Origin of the sequence: Spirulina sp. CS-785/01 (assembly GCF_028330525.1) — a bacterium.
Taxonomy (GTDB): domain Bacteria; phylum Cyanobacteriota; class Cyanobacteriia; order Cyanobacteriales; family Spirulinaceae; genus JAQMSD01.
The window spans coordinates 1-19,591 of record NZ_JAQMSD010000132.1 but is presented as its reverse complement, the minus strand read 5'-3'; the positions used below and the strand labels follow the sequence as shown (position 1 = coordinate 19,591).

14 protein-coding genes are annotated in these 19,591 nt (G+C 44.2%); 9 read left to right on the top strand and 5 right to left on the bottom strand.

What is annotated here, in order from left to right; genetic code table 11:
• Positions 1-14: 14 nt before the first annotated feature.
• From PN462_RS08415 to PN462_RS08405, 3 genes are read right to left on the bottom strand one after another with little or no spacing between them, the layout of a single operon-like run.
• Positions 15-1,211 carry an XRE family transcriptional regulator gene (locus PN462_RS08415; RefSeq protein ID WP_272127636.1) on the bottom strand — a complete coding sequence of 399 codons (1,197 nt, stop codon included), beginning with the start codon at positions 1,209-1,211 and terminating at the stop codon, positions 15-17.
• Positions 1,212-1,218: 7 nt separating this feature from the next.
• Complete coding sequence (locus tag PN462_RS08410; protein ID WP_272127635.1) at positions 1,219-2,679, bottom strand: 7-cyano-7-deazaguanine synthase; 1,461 nt, start codon at positions 2,677-2,679, stop codon at positions 1,219-1,221.
• Positions 2,676-3,293, bottom strand: a complete 618-nt coding sequence (locus PN462_RS08405) for a hypothetical protein (RefSeq protein WP_272127634.1) — start codon at positions 3,291-3,293, stop codon at positions 2,676-2,678. Before PN462_RS08405 ends, PN462_RS08410 begins: the two co-directional genes overlap by 4 nt.
• Positions 3,294-3,489: 196 nt before the next feature.
• On the opposite strand from PN462_RS08405, the gene PN462_RS08400 reads away from it, so the two are divergent.
• The 9 genes from PN462_RS08400 to PN462_RS08360 all read left to right on the top strand — a co-directional run bounded on the left by PN462_RS08400 (position 3,490) and on the right by PN462_RS08360 (position 18,882).
• Positions 3,490-4,953: a serine/threonine protein kinase gene (locus tag PN462_RS08400; RefSeq protein ID WP_272127633.1), complete on the top strand. Its 1,464-nt coding sequence runs from the start codon at positions 3,490-3,492 to the stop codon at positions 4,951-4,953.
• A gap of 79 nt (positions 4,954-5,032) precedes the next feature.
• The gene (locus PN462_RS08395) at positions 5,033-9,241 is read left to right on the top strand and encodes a PAS domain S-box protein (RefSeq protein ID WP_272127632.1); all 4,209 of its coding nucleotides are present in this window, start codon (positions 5,033-5,035) and stop codon (positions 9,239-9,241) included.
• Between the two features lie 228 nt (positions 9,242-9,469).
• On the top strand, positions 9,470-10,750 hold the full coding sequence (locus tag PN462_RS08390; protein ID WP_272127631.1) for a PP2C family serine/threonine-protein phosphatase: 1,281 nt from the start codon (positions 9,470-9,472) through the stop codon (positions 10,748-10,750).
• A gap of 187 nt (positions 10,751-10,937) precedes the next feature.
• Positions 10,938-12,353: a protein kinase domain-containing protein gene (locus PN462_RS08385; protein ID WP_272127630.1), complete on the top strand. Its 1,416-nt coding sequence runs from the start codon at positions 10,938-10,940 to the stop codon at positions 12,351-12,353.
• A gap of 49 nt (positions 12,354-12,402) precedes the next feature.
• Positions 12,403-13,602 carry a hypothetical protein gene (locus PN462_RS08380; protein ID WP_272127629.1) on the top strand — a complete coding sequence of 400 codons (1,200 nt, stop codon included), beginning with the start codon at positions 12,403-12,405 and terminating at the stop codon, positions 13,600-13,602.
• Positions 13,603-14,320: 718 nt separating this feature from the next.
• A complete protein-coding gene (locus PN462_RS08375) occupies positions 14,321-14,683 on the top strand; it encodes a Mo-dependent nitrogenase C-terminal domain-containing protein (protein WP_272127628.1) in 363 nt (120 codons plus the stop codon).
• A gap of 186 nt (positions 14,684-14,869) precedes the next feature.
• On the top strand, positions 14,870-15,637 hold the full coding sequence (locus PN462_RS08370; RefSeq protein ID WP_272127627.1) for a hypothetical protein: 768 nt from the start codon (positions 14,870-14,872) through the stop codon (positions 15,635-15,637).
• 144 nt (positions 15,638-15,781) lie between these two features.
• Positions 15,782-16,039, top strand: coding sequence for a hypothetical protein (locus PN462_RS08365; RefSeq protein ID WP_272127625.1), 258 nt, complete (start codon positions 15,782-15,784; stop codon positions 16,037-16,039).
• Between the two features lie 194 nt (positions 16,040-16,233).
• Entirely contained in the window at positions 16,234-18,882 is a 2,649-nt protein-coding gene (locus PN462_RS08360) for a zinc-dependent metalloprotease (protein ID WP_272127624.1), read from the top strand.
• Positions 18,883-18,916: 34 nt separating this feature from the next.
• On the opposite strand, the gene PN462_RS08355 is transcribed toward PN462_RS08360, so the two are convergent.
• Positions 18,917-19,327, bottom strand: coding sequence for a hypothetical protein (locus tag PN462_RS08355; RefSeq protein WP_272127623.1), 411 nt, complete (start codon positions 19,325-19,327; stop codon positions 18,917-18,919).
• On the bottom strand, positions 19,327-19,591 hold a 265-nt coding region (locus PN462_RS08350), incomplete at its 5' end, for an RRXRR domain-containing protein (protein ID WP_272127622.1). The genes PN462_RS08355 and PN462_RS08350, both read right to left, overlap by 1 nt.

The following is a 19,591-nucleotide window of genomic DNA, read 5'->3' as shown; positions in this document are numbered from 1 at the left end:
ACACAATATCCTGTCTAGACTTGGCGCAGGTCAAAATTAATGGCATTTTCTTGCATACCGCTTGAATGCTCTCGTAACGACTCAGCAATTTGACGAGCTTCTAAACGGTTGACTCCTAAAAAATTCGCAAATTGTCCCTCAGTAATTAATCCTTGATCGAGTGCTTCAATGGCTAAATGCTGATAGTGTATGGGAGTCATATCAGACCGTTGGGGAATATCATCCAACTCTAAATCTTGTTGAACTTTTCGCACTTTTAAACCGCGATCGCGCAAATTTTCCCAAGTCCCAGAAGACAGTAATTTCATGTCCTCTAAGCGATAAGTAAAGGCTTGAACAGAAACTCCGTAATAGTGAGCCAGCGTAAATAGATCAGTTGGTGTAAACTTTCCTCCATTGGCTCGACAACGATCATTAAACTGTTTTAATAAACTACTGGTGGGCATGAGAAAATATTTCGGAAAGGCTTCGGCAAGTTGTTCACTTTCTGGCATTCTTTGATATTGTCCTTCTAGATCGAGAACTGGAGTGCGACGATGGGCTAAAAAGTGAAGATAGCCATGGGCTAAAGACCAACGGCGACGTTCTTCTGGGTGATTAGCATTAATCCCCATACATCCCCCTAATTGTTCGTCATAACTATAAATTTCTGAATATTTAGGGGGCATGGGTAGGTAAAAAATTCGCAATCCTACCGTCGTTTCTAAAATGTCTCTAAGTTTTCCTATAGGAGTATCTCCAAGTCCTAGTCTTTGCCGTTCTTGACTAGCAATGGCTTCTGCGAGTTGTTCAATGGGCATTCCTTTCACCGCGTATTCTGCCGGATAATTGGTGGGCAGAGGTGAATCCATAATTTGTTCTAGTTCGAGATAATTTTGGCATAATTTCTCTAGTTGTAAAATAAAGGGTTTAATTTGTTCTGTTTCTGCTTCTGAACGCCGATAAACCGCCCGAAATTGCACCTCAAACGGTTCAATCACAGGACGTTGCCGCACAAACTCACTCACTGACTGTCCGTAAGCGTGAGCAAGTTTAATCAGTTCACTAGCTTTTAAACGGCGATCACCCTTTTCAATGGCCACCATCGTTGTCCGCGAGGCATTGATCAGTTTTGCGGCCTCGGCCTGCGTCATCCCCCGTTGTTTTCGCGCTTGTTGGAGATGTTCCCCCAACTGTCGCAGATCGATATTGTCTAGGATATTCGTTGCCATAATGTCCTCAATTTTGGGGAGTAACAGTTAGGCATTGTTCAGATGCCTGCTTGACATTCAGTTTTTGTTGATCTATTAGTCCAGTCGAGAGACGAGCGTCAACCTTTTCCCATTCTGAAACATAGGTTTGGTAGAGTCTGATGAGGCGGTTTTGTATAGTGTTTGGGGATAATCCCTCTACTTCACAAGTATAATCAACCACATCATCTAGTTCTGAAAATTCTTTGGAGAGATATTTCCATTGAAGATTAGTATCAGAAGACATACTAAAAATAGCATTGAAAGTATCGACCTGTTCTTTCATATGACGTAAATATAAACTTGGGTCTTGTCGTGGCGGTTTTCCATGAGTGATGACATAACGAGTATTATCTTCTAAGTTAACTGCGGCTAATGCTTGTCGTCTCAAAAGACAAGAGGAGCAATAGCCACACTGAAATGCTTCTTTTTTTCGATGGCGATGATCACAAGAAGTTGTGAAACATGATAAATGGTTTCTCTTGTCCCGAGCTAATGATTTACACATTTCTGCTTTTGTCCAGAAAAGAAAAGGATTTTTTACTGTAAACTGTTCTCCCAAAAGCTCTGAAACCAAATCACTTACCATGAATAAAGTTTTTGGATGTACAGAACGAGAGTGATCTAAACCGATTGTTGCTCTAGTATAAGGAAGATTAATTGCTCCAATCCCATTTTCATAGACAAACAACATTTTTTGTCCCATCAAATAGGCACAGGCAGAACCTAATAAAGTAAAAACCACACCTCGCGCACGGGAAAGTTTATTTTTTAATTGTTTACCACTTTTATTAAAATGGATTGGAACACGCAGAAGACTGACATGATTTGGAAAAATAGATTGTATTTTCTCGGCCACTGTTCCTTGGCGAGAGTGAATCATATTATTACTACCAGTTCCAAACAAAATAAAAGTTTGTTCAGGCTTCATTGTAAGACGAGTGTAAAGTCCAGCTAAAGCATCAAGACCACCACTCCACAATGCTACCTCACTATTGGTCATATTTTTTGGGAAAAGAAGCTGTTGATTTTCAACACAACGTCCATCTGTTTCTCGTTTTTTAAAGTGAAATACCCATTGACTTCCAGTTGTCCATATAAGTAAATGGTTTAACTTACTTTGAAAAGATGAAGAATTTAATAATTTAGGATTACGTACTGGTAATATTACATTAAGGCGACGTTGTTTTTTATGTGGCTCGTGTTTTGCCAGACGATCTGAAGCATAGATGGCAGCAGAAAGATCAATCAGGTCTGCAATAACGAGGGGAGAATACTCTTTAACTCTATTTTGAAAGTCTTCATCATTTACTGTGAAACCAACTGTTTGACTTTCATTAGTCTTATGATCAGTAAAATGAACTAAACCTCGGCAATTTGATATGGGGTCAAAGCTCATTGTATAGTCAAAAAAAATATTTTTTTCTGATTGTTTAAAAGTTGTAATCATAATAAATTTTCTCCCATATCAATTGTTTTAATATTATTACGACGTGGCCGCTTAATCTGATTTACACTTTTCCCTTGATTTAATTTTTTTGACCATCCTCTAGCGACCTTGATAATATCTGAACGTATACTTTGAATATACTCATTTAAAAAACATACATCAGCATCAGCATAATGCTTAACATTTGGATTAATACGTGACTCAAAATTAGATTTATAAACTTCTTCCATGTACTGACCTATAATAAGTTCTGGGATACTCTTGATTTCTTCTAATTCTCCGTAGCGAAATGAATGTATGATGCTTTTCCCTGCACGAAAAACCAGTTCTTTATCAGAATCTGCTCCCCACTGGCATCTATTTTTAATGTGTTCTAATTCCCGTCTAAGAGTCGCATAATTTGTCTCTCCATTTTCAATGGCGTGCATTAGATATATACCCATACGCTTTGCCAAGTCAATCAGTTGATCTCCTTTGCGCTTGATATCCTCTCGCAACGCACCCATCACATCCCACGTGAATTTTGGTAGTTCAGCTTTACCCTCACACAGTCTTTCGTAGAGAGTCCGGTAGTATCCAGTGGGTTGTCCAGGAATAATATCCCCATCAGCCATAGTTACTGCTCCTTTAAGTTGTACTCGATCATCAGAAACATCCTCCTGTTTAACAATGTCAGTCTTTAAGCTAAAGTATAACAAAAAAATGTCAGGATGTGTGACATGGTGATTCCTGCCTTAACCTGCTGAAACTTAACTGGCATCTTTCTCATCCCTCAGCCAAAATAGGATTAGACTGATTCAAGGGATAGGGATGAACACGCTACACCTACACCACCAAGGGGATATTATTGCTAACCGTTATCAAATTGTCACTCAGTTGGGACAAGGAGGGATGGGGGTGACGTATGCTGCGGTGGATACGACGAACCAGCAACGAGTGGCTATGAAAGCGGTTTCTCTGCGTCAGACCAAGGAATGGAAAATTTTAGATTTGTTTGAACGGGAAGCGCGGGTGTTGGCAACCCTCAACCATCCCCTTATCCCGGACTATCTGGACTATTTTCACTTGGATACGGAGACGGACCGGGTGTTTTATTTGGTTCAGGAGTTGGTGGAGGGGGAGTCACTGGCGGAGTTGGTCCCTAGAGGGTGGTCTCTGAATGAGGAACAGGTGAAGTTTGTGGCGAAACAACTGCTGGAGGTTCTCCACTATCTCCACAGTCTCCATCCTCCGGTGATTCATCGGGATATTAAACCCCAGAATATTATTGTCCAACATCAGGATAATAAGGTTTATTTGGTGGATTTTGGGGCAGTGCAAGCGGTGTATCGCAATACGCTGAGTCTGGGGAGTACCTTTGTGGGGACGTTTGGGTATATGCCGCCGGAACAATATCGCGGCCAGGTTGTTCCTGCGTCGGACTTGTATAGTTTGGGGTGTACGCTGCTGTATTTACTCACCCATAAGTCTCCCGCAGAGTTACCCCAAAGACGGATGCGGTTTGATGTGCGAAAGGTGGTTAAGGTGTCTGAACCGTTTGCAGATTGGTTAGAAAGGTTGGTTGAACCTGCGTTAGAAGACCGTTGTTTGTCGGCGATGGAAGCATTACAAACGCTGGAGAAGAAACCGCCTGTTGTTTCTACATTAAAGAAGTCTCAGCCGAGGGGGGGCAGTCTTCGTGAATCGGATGGGAGTGCTATTATTTGCCAAAGAACTCAAAATTCTCTTTATATTAAATGTCCGGCGACCATAGAACGATGGCAATATCAGATTAATGTGGGTCAGAGTTCGTCTTGGACGGAATTGCCTGCTCAGTTACGAGGGTTTCTGGAATGGATTATTTTTGCGGCTTATCCTTTGAATATTAACTTGCTCCCTGTTTATCAAAGTATTCTTGTTGTGCTGCTTATATTGCTGATATTTTTACAAGTTGATCTTGCTATTGGTCTGGCTTGGTTTTTAATCGTGATGTTTTTTTTCATGGGGAGACTTTATGCGTCTTGTGAGTTGGAGGTTTATCCGGAGTTTTATAAGATTAAATCCTCTTTTCTTTTTTCGTCCGATCGCAATTATTCAGGAAAGACAAAAAATATCTCGGAAATTGAGATTAAAAAGATTCCTATGAATAAATATGAAAAGACTCCGTATTTGTATATCTGGGAGGGGAAAAAACGATCCCATAAAATTGGCTGTCCTTCGTTAAGTTCAACAGAAGCGAATTGGTTAAAGGAGGAAATGACTAAGTTTGTCCAAGATATACAGGGCGAATCCTAAATATACAGCTTGTGGAATGTTCCCACTATAATAAGTCTAATGGTGCAATGCTCTGATTGTCTTTCCCCTGACTATTATTATGTTTCAAACTTCTCCTGAACCCTTTTTTTCTCAACGTTTTGCTTCCCAAGGCTTTTCTCCCCAGTGTTTAACACAATCTCAAAAGTGGATCAACCGTTTTTTTACAGAACTTAAAGAAGGGGTGCGATCGCTGCACCCCCAAACCCTCGAATTACTCTATCTCAATCCCACAACCGCGAGTTTATATGGTCAATCTTTAGACCAAGAGAATAATTCCTTAAACTTCCCCTTAGAGAGTATTATCCCCCAAGACCGAGAACGAGTCCGCAAGCGGTGGTTAGCGGCCAAGACTGATACTCAAGAGATAGAATACTCGATTCAATGGCCGGAGGGCCAAGTTCGTAAAATCCGCGATCGCTTTTGGTTAACCACAGACGAACAGGGAACCCCCCTCAGTCTCGATAGTATCCTCACCCCCCTCTCAGACCCAAACCCCCAAGAGGATCGCTTTTTTACCGTTCCCCTCGATCCCCTCTGTATTATCGGTTTTGATGGCTATTTTCAACGGCTCAATCCCGCTTGGGAAACTACATTAGGCTATACTCAAGAGGAACTCCTCTCAACCCCCTTTATAGAGTTCATTCATCCCGATGATCAAGAACGCACTCAGGCCGAGGCCAAAAAAGTGGGTGAAGGCCAAGCGACCCAATGGTTTGAAAACCGTTATCGTTGTAAAGATGGGAGTTATAAATGGTTTGCTTGGACCGTGGCCCCCTTTGTCGAAGAAGGATTAATATATGCGATCGCAAGAGATATCACTGGACAAAAAGAAGCAGAAGCAGAGAAAAACCGACTGTTAGACATCCTCGAAACCACCCCCGACTTTATCGGATCGACAACCCCCGACGGAACGGCCTATTATCTCAATACCAATGGTCGTAACTTCTTAGGATTGGGGTTAGACGAAGATATCACCCAATATAAAATCAGCCAATTTCATCCCCCAGACATTGCTCAACATTTGACAGAAGTGGCCATTCCCCACGCGATACAGCATGGGTTTTGGGTGGGAGAAAGTGAACTACAAACCCTCAACGGTGAACGAATTCCCATTTCCCAAGCAATTCTCGTTCATCAACGGAACGGGGGAGACGTAACCCATCTCTCTACGATTATTCGGGATATCTCCGATATTAAAGCCACAGAAGCGAAATTACGGGAACAAGAACAATTTCTCCGCAGTATCTATGATGGCATTGAACAAGCCATTTTTGTCATTGAGGTGACTCCCGACGGGGACTTTTACTTTCAAAGTTTTAATACCCTCGCATTGAATATGATGGGAGTCACCTTAGAGGAAGTTCAAGGGAAACCCCCAGAGGCGATTTTTGGGGAAGACCAAGGCCAAGGTATGCGATCGCAATTTCAATATTGCGTCCAACAAGGGGTCCCCGTTTACGAAGAACGCTATCTCCCCCTACAAGGTCAGGAAACTTGCTGGTTAGCCACCTTAACCCCCCTCCATGACGAAACCGGACAGGTGTATCGCATTGTGGGAACATCCAACAATATCACCGACCGGAAACAAGCAGAACTCGCTTTACAAGAGAGTGAAGAACGTCTCCGTCTCTTTGTCCAAGATACCCCCGTGGCCGTGGCCATGTTTGACCAAGAAATGCGCTATCTGGTCATCTCCCAAAAATTGTTAGACGACTATGGACTAAAACGAGAAGAAATTATGGGTCGGTCTCTCTACGAGGTTTTCCCAGAAATCAGCGATCGCTGGAAACAAATCCATCAACATTGTTTAGCCGGAAATAGCCAAACCTGCGAAGCAGACCCCTTTCCCCGACTCGACGGGTCCATAGAATGGGTACGCTGGGCCATTTATCCGTGGTATGAAACAAGCGGAGAAGTAGGGGGAATTATTATCTTTACCGAAAACATCACCGAACGGAAAAAAATCGAAAACGAGAAAAACCGCTTAATTGACATTTTAGAAGCCACCCCAGATTTTGTCGCCTCCAGTAACCTAGACGGCCAACAAATTTACATGAACCGAAGTCTGCGTCAATTATTCGGCATCACCTCAGAACAGGAAGTGCAACAAACGTACATCCAAGACTTCCACACCCCAGAAGAAAGCGATCGCGTCTTAAACACCATTCTCCCCCACGTCCAGACCCACGGCGTTTGGCAAGGAGAAAACCGCATCACTCCCCCCCAAGGCGACCCTATCCCCGTCTCACAAACCGTAGTAGCTCACTACAACGACCAAGGGGAAATCGTCTATTATTCTACCGTCATCCGGGATATTTCCGAAACCAAAGCCCAGGCCCAACGGGAAACCTTAATGAACCGTTTGGCCAGTCAAATTCGCACTTCTCTCGACTCCGACACCATTTTAGAAACCGCAGTTCAAGAAACCCAAAGATTATTAGAAATAGATCGCAGTTATTTTATTTGGTATCGTCAAGACCAAGACCCCCCTTACTGGGATGTCATCAAAGAGGCCAACAACCCTGAACTCCCCAGTTTAGTGGGAAAATATCCCCGTGAAGTGTTAGGAGGGTTTACAGAGAAAGTCTTACAAGGGGAACGAGTCCGTATTGATTCCGTGTCCACCTTTAACGACGATCCCCAATTAAAGCAATTTCTCCAAGAAATGGGCTACACTTCCTGTTTAGTCTTCCCCATCCATACCCAAGGGGGTCAAATTGGTTTGTGGAGTATTTGCCATTGTACCGGGGAACGGCCTTGGTTGGATGAGGAAGTGGAATTATTGGATACCGTGGCCAGTCAACTGGCGATCGCCTTAAACCAAGCTGAATTATACCAACAAACCCAACACGCTGCCGAAATTGCCCAACAAAACGCCCAACGGGAAGAACTCCTCAATCGCATCATTAACCAAATTCGCAATTCCCTCCATGTCCACACCATCATCAAAACTGCGGTGACAGAAATTTATACCACCATGAACCCCACCTATGCTTATTTTATCTGGTATATTGACCAAGGGGAAAACTCCTATTGGGAGATCGTCGAAGAAGCAAAACATCCGGACTTACCCAGCGTAATTGGGCAATATCCAGCCCAAGCATTATCCCCCTTAAATGATATCCTCCTCCACGGAGAAACCTTACAAATTGACGAAGTGCAAACATTTCCCGATCCGATTATCCGGGAATTTTTCCAAGGAATGAACTATACTTCCTTATTAGCATTACCCGTGAAAACACAATCCGGAAACACCGGAGTTTGGGTCATGGCCTATCAAGACACCGTACATCCTTGGCAAGCCAATGATGTAGAATTAATGGAAGCCGTCTCCACTCAATTAGTCTTAGCCATTAACCAAGCGGAATTATACGAACAAACCCGCAGTAAAACCAAAGAACTAGAAAAAGCCTATCAAGAACTACAACAAACCCAAACCCAACTCATTCAATCGGAAAAAATGTCTAGTTTGGGTCAATTAGTCGCCGGAGTAGCCCATGAAATTAATAACCCCGTCAACTTTATCTTTGGCAACATTACCCACGCTAAAACTTATATTCAAGACATCCTTAGTTTATTAGCACTTTATCAAGACACCTATCCCGAACCAACTCCAGAAATTGAAGAAGAAATAGAAGACATTGAACTCGACTTTCTCCAAAAAGACTTACCCAAAATGCTAGATTCCATGAAATTTGGGGCAGATAGAATTAAGGAAATTGTGAAATCTTTACGCACCTTCTCCCGTCTCGATGAAGCAGAAATGAAAGCCATTGACATTCATGAAAACATTGACAGCACCTTAATGATTTTGCATAATCGTCTCAAAGCAAAATCCGATCATCCCGAAATTGAAATTATTAAAGACTACGGGGATTTACCCTTAGTGGACTGTTATGCAGGACAACTCAATCAGGTATTTATGAACCTCATTAGTAATGCCATTGATACCTTAGATGAAAAAAGCAAAAATATCCCCTTTCAAGACTTAGTAGAACATCCCAACCAAATCACCATTAAAACCGAAATTCTCAACAACCAAGTTTACATTAAAATCGCTGATAATGGAGTTGGCATTCCTCCCGAAAAAGTCCAGCGCATTTTTGATCCCTTCTACACCACCAAACCCATCGGAAAAGGAACAGGATTAGGGCTTTCAATTAGTTATCAAATTGTCACAGATAAGCATTCCGGGACATTATCTTGTACCTCTATTTTAGGTGAAGGAACAACCTTTACAATTCAAATTCCGCAAAAGCAGTATTAATGAATGGATGATGATTTTAAATTTTGTGTAGGTTGGGTGTAACGGAGTGAAACCCAACATCTTTCTCCTTGGGGGTGTTGGGTTACGCTTTGCTTCACCCAACCTACAATCAACTATTCCCTTTTTAACCAAAAACTATCAAAAAACCTGCTTTAACCTGCTTTTTTCTCCCTCGTCTTTCTCGACACCCTTTGCAACAATAATCATAGAGTCTGAATTGTTGCAAAAATGCCGAACTACTCCCCCCCTCTCTCCCATCGTCGTCCGTGGTTTCCCAGTCAGAGACTGATCAAAGTCATGGCCGATGAACTCTCCCCCCAAAACACCGTAAAATGGCAATATAACCCCATTCCACCCCATGAACCTGATCCCCATTCCGAATCCTTCTGTCAAACCCTAAAAACCCCCCATCATTATACCCTTTTAGGGGCCAGAGTGCGGGGGAAAAAACACAAACACGAAGGAACAAACTGTGATGATTGGTTTACCTGTTCCACCAGTGGAGATTGGACCATTATTGCCGTAGCAGATGGGGCAGGTTCTAGACCGTTTTCTCGTGTAGGTGCAAGGGTGTCTTGTGAAGCGTCTGTGGGCTACCTAGAAGACCGTTTAAAGGGCTTAAAACTGCAAAAACGAGAACTTTGGTCTGTGGATACCTTTCAACGTCAAGAAGACACAGGGGCGTTTTTAGCGGAGGATTTGGAGGCAGTTCAATGTGCATTACACGAAGCAATGAGAGTTGCTTATAATGCAGTAGATAAAGCAGTCCAACAACGCCATCCCTATACTAAATATTACATCAGTTTGGGACACCGTTATATTGAGTTAAACGATTTAGCAGCCACCTTAATTTTAGTCGTACAAACGACAGTAAATTATAAAAACACCGAGTATAGTTTACTGTTCACTTGTCAAGTCGGAGATGGGATAACCGTTGCTTTGGATAACGAAGGCAATATTCAACCATTAAGTTGTCCTGATAGTGGCAGTTTTTCCGGTGAGACGGAGTTTCTAGTCACCGAGGGGAAATTAGAACGAGATGTATTAATGCGGAAAACATTTCCCTTTTTTCGTCCCCTGAAAGCATTATTCGTAATGACAGATGGAGTGGCCGATGATTACTTTCCCATCGAAAAACAAGCAAAGACATTATACGGAGACTTACTACTCAATGGAATCATCGAATTATCCCTAGACTCCGATAACCGTTTTTGGGGATATTTAGACCAACTCGAACAACAAAAACATCACTTTACCTCCCTAGTTCACCCCCTCACCTCTCCAGAAAATTCCCCTCAGCCAATCTCCATCTATTCCAGTCGTAAACTTGCCCGAACATTAGGCTTTTCTCTCCCAGACTTAATCGCCACCCCCCAACTCCTCACAGTAGCAAGAAAACTCGACAAAAACAACCCCACCCCACCCCCAGAAAAATTAAAACTCTGGTTAGACAATTACACCAAAAAAGGGTCATTCGACGACCGAACCGTAGTCATCTTACACCGTTAACCCTCATCCCTTATCTTTCCTTAGTGTCCTTTGTGTCTTTGTGGTTTATTCCCCCAAAAAATGATGAAAAATCTTGCAACCCTTTCCGACGTTGGACGACGGAACCGTAGTCATCTTACACCGTTAACCCTCATCCCTTATCTTTCCTTAGTGTCCTTTGTGTCTTTGTGGTTTATTCCCCCAAAAAATGATGAAAAATCTTGCAACCCTCTCCGACGGCAGACAAATCGAATATTGCCCTGATAAAATTGGCGAAGGGGCAATGAAAGAAGTTTATTTAACCACCGATCAAAAATCTGTCCTTTGTTTTTATAAAAACCCCGACTTAGCCCAAGATCAAAACCGATTGGCCCGACTCGATGCTATCCTCAAGAAATATAACCCCACCCTCGACCCAGACAGGGGAGACTATTGGCAAAATTTGTTTTGTTGGCCAACAGGAATTATCACCTCTCCCCAGTTGGGGGTAATGACTCCGGTTTATCCCCATCACTATTTTTTTCAAGAGGGGTTTTGTCAGGGGAAAGAGAAGGAAAGTACCTGGTTTGTCCTGGAGAAGTTGCGGGGGATGCTACCGGAGAGAGAACGGGGAGGTTGGTTAAATTATCTCAGAATTTGTGTCCTGTTAGCGCGGGCCGTTCGCAGACTTCATCAAGCAGGGTTGGCCCATTCGGATTTATCCAATAAAAATGTGTTAATTGATCCTACGGTGGGATGCTGTGTCATTATTGATATTGACTCTCTGGTGGTCCCTGGACTGTTTCCCCCGGATGTGATTGGAACACGGGGTTATATTGCGCCGGAGGTGTTGGCGACGGTAGAATTAGCGGTAGATGACCCGAACCGTCACCACGCTTCGACAAGGACGGATTTACACGCATTAGCGGTTTTAATTTATCAGTATCTTTTGGGGAGACATCCCTTAGAGGGGCCCAAGGTTCATTCTACGGTATCTGCGGAGGAGGATGATCGGTTAAGTTTGGGGAGTCATGCGTTGTTTATTGAACATCCTGAAGATCGGTCAAATCGTCCTGAGTCGTTAACTCTCCCTTATACTGCATTAGGACCCTATTTGCAGCGTTTGTTTGAACGGGCCTTTATTGGGGGGTTACATTCACCTTGCGATCGCGCGTCTGCTTTAGAATGGGAGAAAGGACTCACGCAAACATGGGACTTACTCTATCCTTGTCAAAATTCCGCTTGTCCCAGTGGTTGGTTAATTTTTAACCCTGCATCTCCAGTTTGTCCCTTTTGCAACTATCGTCAAGAGGGGTTTATTCCCCGTTTAACGTTAAGGTCGCAACGTCGTCCCGGCCAATGGTTCAAGGATCGAGATATTATTCTCTATGATCGGTGTTCTCTCTATCCTTGGCATATTTTCGATCATCAGTCTCCTAGTGAAACTGCAAATCGAACCCCCTTAGCATACTGTACTTTTCATGAGGGGCGTTGGCTACTGGTGAATCAGTCTCTCTCGTCTCTGAGGACGTTGGAGGGGGAGGATATTCCCCTGGGGAAAGCAGTGGAGTTAACTCCGGGGTTGGGGTTGTTGCTGTCTCAGGAGTCTCATGGACGCATTGCTACAGTTAACAGTTATCAGTAAACAGTAATCAGTTATCAGTCTGGAGTTGAACAAATAACAAATAACAAAAATGCTTACTCTACTTAAAACCTTAAAACAAACATTATTAGGACAGTCTGGGAGTTTACCTCCTCCGCAACCTGTCTCTCGGACACCTCAACCTGTTTCACCTCCTCCTCTGTCTCCTCCTCTGTCGGAGGATGATCTTGCGGACTCTCTGTTTGTAGTGTCGGGGAGACGGTTACAGGGGGATGAGACTCCTGTGGTGTCTCCGAGTCATTTGGACTTTTCTTCGGGGTATTCTCTGCAATATCAACTAGAGACTCTCCCAGAAGGGGACACTTTAACTCTGTTTCCTCCTCAACAAGAATATCAGTCTCCTCTCATTATTGACCGACCTGTGGTTTTGGATGGTCAGGGGGCCACCATTTGGGGACGGGGGGGGACGGTGGTTGCGTTAAATTGCGATCGCATTACTTTAAAAAATTGTCGCATAGAACTTACCGAACCCAACCCCGACAGTTACGCAATACAAGTTCAACCCGGATGTAATGTACAGTTTGAAAATGTGGAGGTTCGTGGAATGGTGACAGGTATCCCGTCAGAAGCAGGGGTTTGGGACTACCCAGAGTCGATTAATTTAGGACAACTTGCGTGGGGGTGTGACCACTCCTTTAAACTGCGAGTAGTGGTCCCGGTGACTTGTGACATTATCGCAGAAATTGCTGGGGTGGAGTTTTTCCCCCGTCATCTCCAACCCGGAGTCAATGGGGTGACTCTCTTACTGGAAAATCTTCCCCAAGATACACTCATTTTTGGGTCTGTGTTCCTAGTCTCAGACTCCCTGAAACGTCGGATGACGGTGACGGGACATATCCTCTCTCTCCCCGACGGGAAACCCCACCACCAACAACTCATCTGGGAAGCAAAAACCATCAAAACCACAAAATCCCCGTCTTTGTCTCAAAAGACAGTTAAACCCCGTCCAACCCCCCCAAACCCTCCGACTCCCTCTCCCGTCTCCTCCTCCACTCCTTCCCCGAAAATACGTCGTCAACAAACCCCCAATCTTACTGCGTCCAGTTGGTTGGTCAATGAACCGACTGGGGAGGAGTCTGGGACTTCTTCTCCAGAGGTGGGGATGTTTGCTACATCACCGACGGGAACATCTCACTCTACTACCAGTCATCCTACCTCGAAAAGCGGGAAACCTGCGATCGCAGTTCCCGATCTCTTTTTACAGGAGGACTCCCCCAAAAACAATAATTAAATTGTTTTTCTAGACCAAAAAAGATAGCCAAAAACAACTCTCAGGTTTCTTGAGCAGAATTGATCCAAATCACAAATTGTCTGTGATAAGATCAATAACGAGCTAAGAAAAAAAAAGACAGAATAGAGACAGTGAACAATTTAAAGGAGAACACTAACTAGGGAAATTGAACTAGAAACTCGAAGTGAGAAACTCGAACTAGAACAATCCCAAAACTGGGCTATTTAAACCCACGCTCATCCTCAAATTGTTTAAACTCGACTCTAAACTGTCAAGCTCTTAACGGCTAACTGTTGAAACCCGATCAATTCTTGCTGATAGTTTTTTAAGTCTATGGCTCAAAACGCCTATTGGCTTATTTCAATCGGCATAATTCAAAAAGCCTAGTCCAGACATCAGCTTACGAAAAAAGATGTAACTGAATTGACAAATTACCAACTTAATTCTATGTTACCGCGTCTCTAAAAAAGTTAAATATCTTGTATCATTTCTTGATATTTAGCTTAATAGTCCGTAACAAGGGAAAAACTGAGTTGGTAAGGCCGTTCTAAGGTTAGGGTGACAACAGCAGCAAAATTGGGTCAGGATATCGGGTACGGTTTTCCGTAAATTGTGCAAAATCCAGCTAAATTTATGGCAGAAGTTGCGGAATTTTGAAACGGTACTTGTAGATTTAGAAAAAGCAACACTTTTCCATCTTTTAGGACAGCAAAAAGCAATGGTTGATGTAACAGCATACACAAATCAACAACTCTTTCCTCAAGAGTCTCTCCCCCATTCTCCAGCGTCCCAAACTGCCAAAACATTTCTCTCAAACTTCAAGTTTGATCCCTTACATCCCCTCAAGCAGTGGCTGGAAACTCTCCCCATTCAGAGTCCAAAACTAGCCCATCGCCTTTGTCAACTAATTCCGGCACAATGTCCGTTTGAACGAGATATTACAGTCTTCGGCAAAGTATTATTTCATATTCCCCCTTTATGCAAACTGAACCCCTTTTATGAACAGTTTGTCAGCCTCCGTTTCCGCGCTTTATGCTATTTAGCGGATGACTGTGGGGAGGATATTAGTATGTATTGTTAGTGGGTTGAATAGGGAACAGGGAACTCCGGAACAGGGAACAGGGAACAGTAAACAGTAACCAGTAACCAGTTGTTACTCCCTACCTCCCCCATCTCCCAACTCCCGACTCCCGACTCCCATCTCCCCAACCCTGACGCTTGTGATGCTACAATCGAAAATCCTTAGTTGAACCAGGGATGAGGGGTTATGGCAATCATTGCATTACGCGCATGGTATCTCGAACAGTATGAACCCATTCGGGAAATCATTAAACGACCGCATGATCTGCGGTTGAGTCGTAATAGCTTGTTAAAATCGGGGTTGCGGGCTGATTTTCTCGATGATCTGCGGATGGTGGAAAACTCCGACTGGTTTGGCCGCTACCTCGAAGGGGAAACCGTCGAGTTTTATATCGAAGGGAGTGGAGGGTATGCCATCTCTAATATAGACCTGATCTCCCAAGAGATTTATTTCACCAAACGGGAAACCACCGCGTTTATTGAACCCCAAATCTTTTTTAGTTATCAGCAAGAGTATCCTACCTCTAGTGAAATTATTGGGGATGCGCTGGAAACTGCGATCGCAACCTTAAACCCCCGTTCTCGTCTTCCCCTCCGTCTCGAAAAAGCCGCCCGTCCCCAAGATACCCCCTTACGTCTCACCAGTGGTCAATTTCGGCAAATTCGCCGCAGTCTCCTCGTCATCGCCGACGGAACAGCCATCGCCCAAACCCCCGGCGAAGCAACCCCCCACCTCCTCCTCAGTCCCCACGTTTGCCTAGAACTAGGCTATGCTCTCAATAATAAACGACCCGGCGAAATTCTCCTCCTACAAATGGATCATTTCCACAAAGGCCAACTCCCCTTTGATCTCAGCAGTCAACAAAAACTCGCCTTTAGTACCCCCCAAGACTTACAAAAAACCCTCCCCCCCCTCCTCGAAACCCTCCTACAACGCTTTAACCTCTTTAACTGAATCCTCCTCAATCCTCCTATCGTCTGAGAGAATGTTATTTTGGGGAGGGAGTCTTAGTCATAACCCAGTGACCTTCATAGACTCCCCAACACCCAATAACCAAACATCCCCATACTGTCTGGAGGGAAACAAGGAGAAGAATTTATGCCCAGAAAGCCTGATGAATTTGCCGTTCACATCTTTCTCATGAGTGGACACCGAGAGGAAGTCCGTTTTCCGACTATCCAAGAATTTCAAAAATGGTATAGTGGGGAACTAATGCCCAAAGCCGATGATACTGGCTTTATCAATGTTCCTATTAAAAACATTCAAGGAGAATATATGGTAGTCCGTCCTAGTACGGTTGCCGCGCTTCGTGTTGAACCGATATTTGCCAGTAGTGTCGAACGACCCGAATATTAACTCCCCCACTATCTTCCCCCTGCAACCTGCTTCCCTAGCAGGTTTTTTAATCAATTCTGAAATGCTCTGTGGGTGGGCAATACCCACCCCCTTCTCCCCAAGTTGGGAGAGGGGGTTGGGGGGTGAGGGCGATGTATAACCACAAAGACACAAAGAACACAAAGGAAAGATCAAGGAGATTGTTCTTTACTGCTATGAAAAAAGTGCGAATTGGGCTGCATTTTCTCTTAGGACTGCTTTTTTGCTTAGGACTCAGTTTCCTCAACCCCCCACTCCCGACAACTGCCTCTACTCCAGAATCAGAGGCTAATTTCCTCGAACTCGTCGAGCAAGTCCCCGTCGAATACGGTCTGTTTACCCTCTATCATGACCGAGAGGTAGGTCATTACTATCTCGAAATTCAACCCGACCAACTCAACCAAAACTATCTCTGTATCCCTTCCCTCTCTCAAGGTATTGGAGAAGGCGATTTTGTAAATGGTCTGGCAGGTAATAGCTTTCTGTTTCAATTTCGTCGGGTGAATGACCAACTCCAGTTTGTCATTCCCAATACTTACTTTCGCACTCGTCCCGATGACCCCCAAGAAGCTAACCTTGACCAGTCGTTTAGTGACTCGGTACTCTATTCTCTCCCCATTCTGGCCACTCACCCAGAACGGCAAAGTCTTTTTATTGATCTGAATGAACTTCTCCTTCGCACAGAAAATATAATTGATCCTCATTCAAGATGGGGTCTGAATGATGATCTCCTCTCCTCCTACCAGTTTGACAAAAATAAATCCTATCTCAGCCAAGGTCGCGCCTATCCCCAAAATATTGAACTTGAAGCGGTCTATGGCTTTTCGTTGCGTTCTGGGGAGTCTCCGGTTCGTTTCTCCAATCTGCCGGATAATCGCGCTTTTAATCTCTCTATCCATTACAGTATCGCCCAACTTCCCCAAAATAACGGCTATGTCCCCCGTTTAGCCGATGAACGGGTGGGATACTTTATTACCGCTTATAAAAACCTTTCTAACCTTAACGAACGTGATCTATTTGTCCGCTATATTGAACGCTGGCATCTCGAACCCCAAAACCCCAATGCTGAACTCTCTCCCCCTAAAGACCCCCTTGTCTTTTGGTTAGATAACACTATCCCTCACGAATACCGAGAGACGGTGAGAGAGGGGATATTAATGTGGAATGCTGCGTTTGAACAAGCGGGGTTTATAGATGCTATCGAAGTGCGGCAAATGCCGGATCATGCCGATTGGAGTCCTGAAGATATCCGCTACAATACCATTCGCTGGAGTAATAGCACCCGTGCAAGTTTTGGAGGAATTGGTCCCCGCCGTGTGAATCCCCTGACTGGGGAAATTCTTTCGGCGGATGTTATTATTGTCGGCAATGTTTTACAGTCTAAGGTAGAAGACTACGAAGCCTTTTTTCATGGTGAGCAAGCATTAGGATGTCGGGGGGATGGGGAAACTCCGGCTTTATTTTCCCTAGAACAACTGGCTAAACAGGATATTTGTTTTGCATTGGGGGCCGGAGAACAACTTGCTCTCGGTGTCACTTCTTTGTCTGTGTTACAAGACGAAATTGCCCCTCCACAGGAGAAAGAAAAGTTTATTCGTCAATATCTGCGGTGGTTGGTTGCCCATGAGGTGGGGCATATTTTGGGATTGCGGCATAATTTTCATGGCAGTACCCTCTTAACTACCGAAGAATTACATAATCCGGCTATTACTCGCAGTCGGGGGTTGGTGTCTTCTGTGATGGACTATGTGGGGGTGAATTTAGCCCCGGATGGGGTGGAACAGGGGGATTATTTTCCGACTCTGGTGGGGCCTTATGATCGATGGGCCATTGAGTATGGGTACAAACCGAGTGGGGTTGCTGTTCCTTTTGCTGAACGGCGGTTTTTAGACCAAATTGCCCAACGGGCCTCCCAACGGGAGTTAGCTTATGCGACGGATGAGGACTATTGGGGATTTAATGACCCCTATGTGAATACTTGGGATTTGGGTGAGAATCTTTTGGAGGCTTCCCAAATGCAGATGGAGAATGCTTTGGTGATGTGGGAACGGTTGCAAAAGCGATATCCGGTACAGGAGGATAGTTATAGTGAGGTGCGAGATAAGTTTAATGAAATATTAGGCCATTATTTTCGTCAGGCTCGCTTTGTGGCTAGGTTTATTGGGGGACGGTCTTTTGATCGGGTTCAACCTCGAACGGGAGTCAGTCGTCCGCCTTTTGAGCAAATTCCGGTAGAAAAACAACGGAAAGCCTTGACAATTTTGGCAAAGTATGTATTCTCGGATGAGTATTTAGTTTTTCCGCCGCAATTACTCAACCAGTTGGCCCCGTCTCGCTGGAATCATTGGGAGGATGATCGGCCTAGGGGTTCTCTTGATTATCCCATTCATGAGATAATTGTAGTTAGGCAATTTCGGATTTTACGATCGCTCCTTTCTGGGGATCGGTTGAGTTTATTACGCAATAATGAACTCAAGACGGATGATCCCAAGAGTATCTTAACGATGCCGGAATTATATGAGACTTTGAAACAAAATATTTGGTCTGAGGTGGTGCAAGAGGGAGGCCAGAATATTTCTACCCTGCGTCGTTCTTTACAACGCATATATGTAAAAATGTTAGTTGCTATGGTGTTAGATGATTATACTGTTCCCGAAGATGCCCAAACCTTAGCGTGGTATCAACTTCGGGAATTAAAAGACGCGATTGGCGGGGTATTAAGACACCATGGCCGAGGGTTGGATATTTATACGAAAGCCCATTTAGAGGAAACGCGCGATCGCATTACAAAAACCCTCGATGCCCGCTATGAGCGAGTCTTCTGAAACCCAGCATTCAACCTACGCTCATAATTGTCTCTTATTGATTCAAAGTGCGCCAAGCTGCTTGTAACGCAGCCGGAATATTTCTCACCATATTGCCTAACTTGCGCGTCCCACGGGTTAACCCTTGTTTCGCATTCTGCCAGAAATTGCCCCCAAGGCCCGAGGAGGGCGACTCAGCCTCAACCACTACCTCATAGGGGTTAATATAGCGAGGGGTGGAGGAGTTGTGCCAATGGGTGGGACTATCATCCCCTAGAAAGGGCAAATCTCGACCCCAGGACCGGAAGGGATTAAACCCTCTCCCGTCGAGGAAATCGTGAGTGGTGAGAAAATCCGGGTCATTCCAATACCGGACTTGCCGTTGGCCGTTGCGATAAATTTCTTCAAATCCTTGGACTTGGGGGTTAACCTCTAGTAGGGGATTTACTCGACTTTTTTTTGACATTAGGCCACAAAACCATACTTATAGCCATCCTTACGATGAATCACCTTTGAGACATAAGAGAGTGAAGTTCCCAATCTTTTTCGCTCTTGACGATTCCATTTCTCTAAGAGATATTCTCTTATGGTGTAGCCTTGGACTGTTCCTTGTTGGTACTCCTTCCCACTCATCTCTGCATTTTGCATTAACTGGGTGTCAAATTTAACTCGTTCAATCCAGATTTCATGGACTGGGCAAAACTTTAAAATTCTTTTGACCCAAGTTTGT

Coding starts and splice junctions, on each gene's coding strand:
- PN462_RS08415 (WP_272127636.1), bottom strand. CDS start 1,211: ATGGCAACGAATATCCTAGACAATATCGATCTGCGACAGTTGGGGGAA.
- PN462_RS08410 (WP_272127635.1), bottom strand. CDS start 2,679: ATGATTACAACTTTTAAACAATCAGAAAAAAATATTTTTTTTGACTAT.
- PN462_RS08405 (WP_272127634.1), bottom strand. CDS start 3,293: ATGGCTGATGGGGATATTATTCCTGGACAACCCACTGGATACTACCGG.
- PN462_RS08400 (WP_272127633.1), top strand. CDS start 3,490: ATGAACACGCTACACCTACACCACCAAGGGGATATTATTGCTAACCGT.
- PN462_RS08395 (WP_272127632.1), top strand. CDS start 5,033: ATGTTTCAAACTTCTCCTGAACCCTTTTTTTCTCAACGTTTTGCTTCC.
- PN462_RS08390 (WP_272127631.1), top strand. CDS start 9,470: ATGCCGAACTACTCCCCCCCTCTCTCCCATCGTCGTCCGTGGTTTCCC.
- PN462_RS08385 (WP_272127630.1), top strand. CDS start 10,938: ATGATGAAAAATCTTGCAACCCTCTCCGACGGCAGACAAATCGAATAT.
- PN462_RS08380 (WP_272127629.1), top strand. CDS start 12,403: ATGCTTACTCTACTTAAAACCTTAAAACAAACATTATTAGGACAGTCT.
- PN462_RS08375 (WP_272127628.1), top strand. CDS start 14,321: ATGGTTGATGTAACAGCATACACAAATCAACAACTCTTTCCTCAAGAG.
- PN462_RS08370 (WP_272127627.1), top strand. CDS start 14,870: ATGGCAATCATTGCATTACGCGCATGGTATCTCGAACAGTATGAACCC.
- PN462_RS08365 (WP_272127625.1), top strand. CDS start 15,782: ATGCCCAGAAAGCCTGATGAATTTGCCGTTCACATCTTTCTCATGAGT.
- PN462_RS08360 (WP_272127624.1), top strand. CDS start 16,234: ATGAAAAAAGTGCGAATTGGGCTGCATTTTCTCTTAGGACTGCTTTTT.
- PN462_RS08355 (WP_272127623.1), bottom strand. CDS start 19,327: ATGTCAAAAAAAAGTCGAGTAAATCCCCTACTAGAGGTTAACCCCCAA.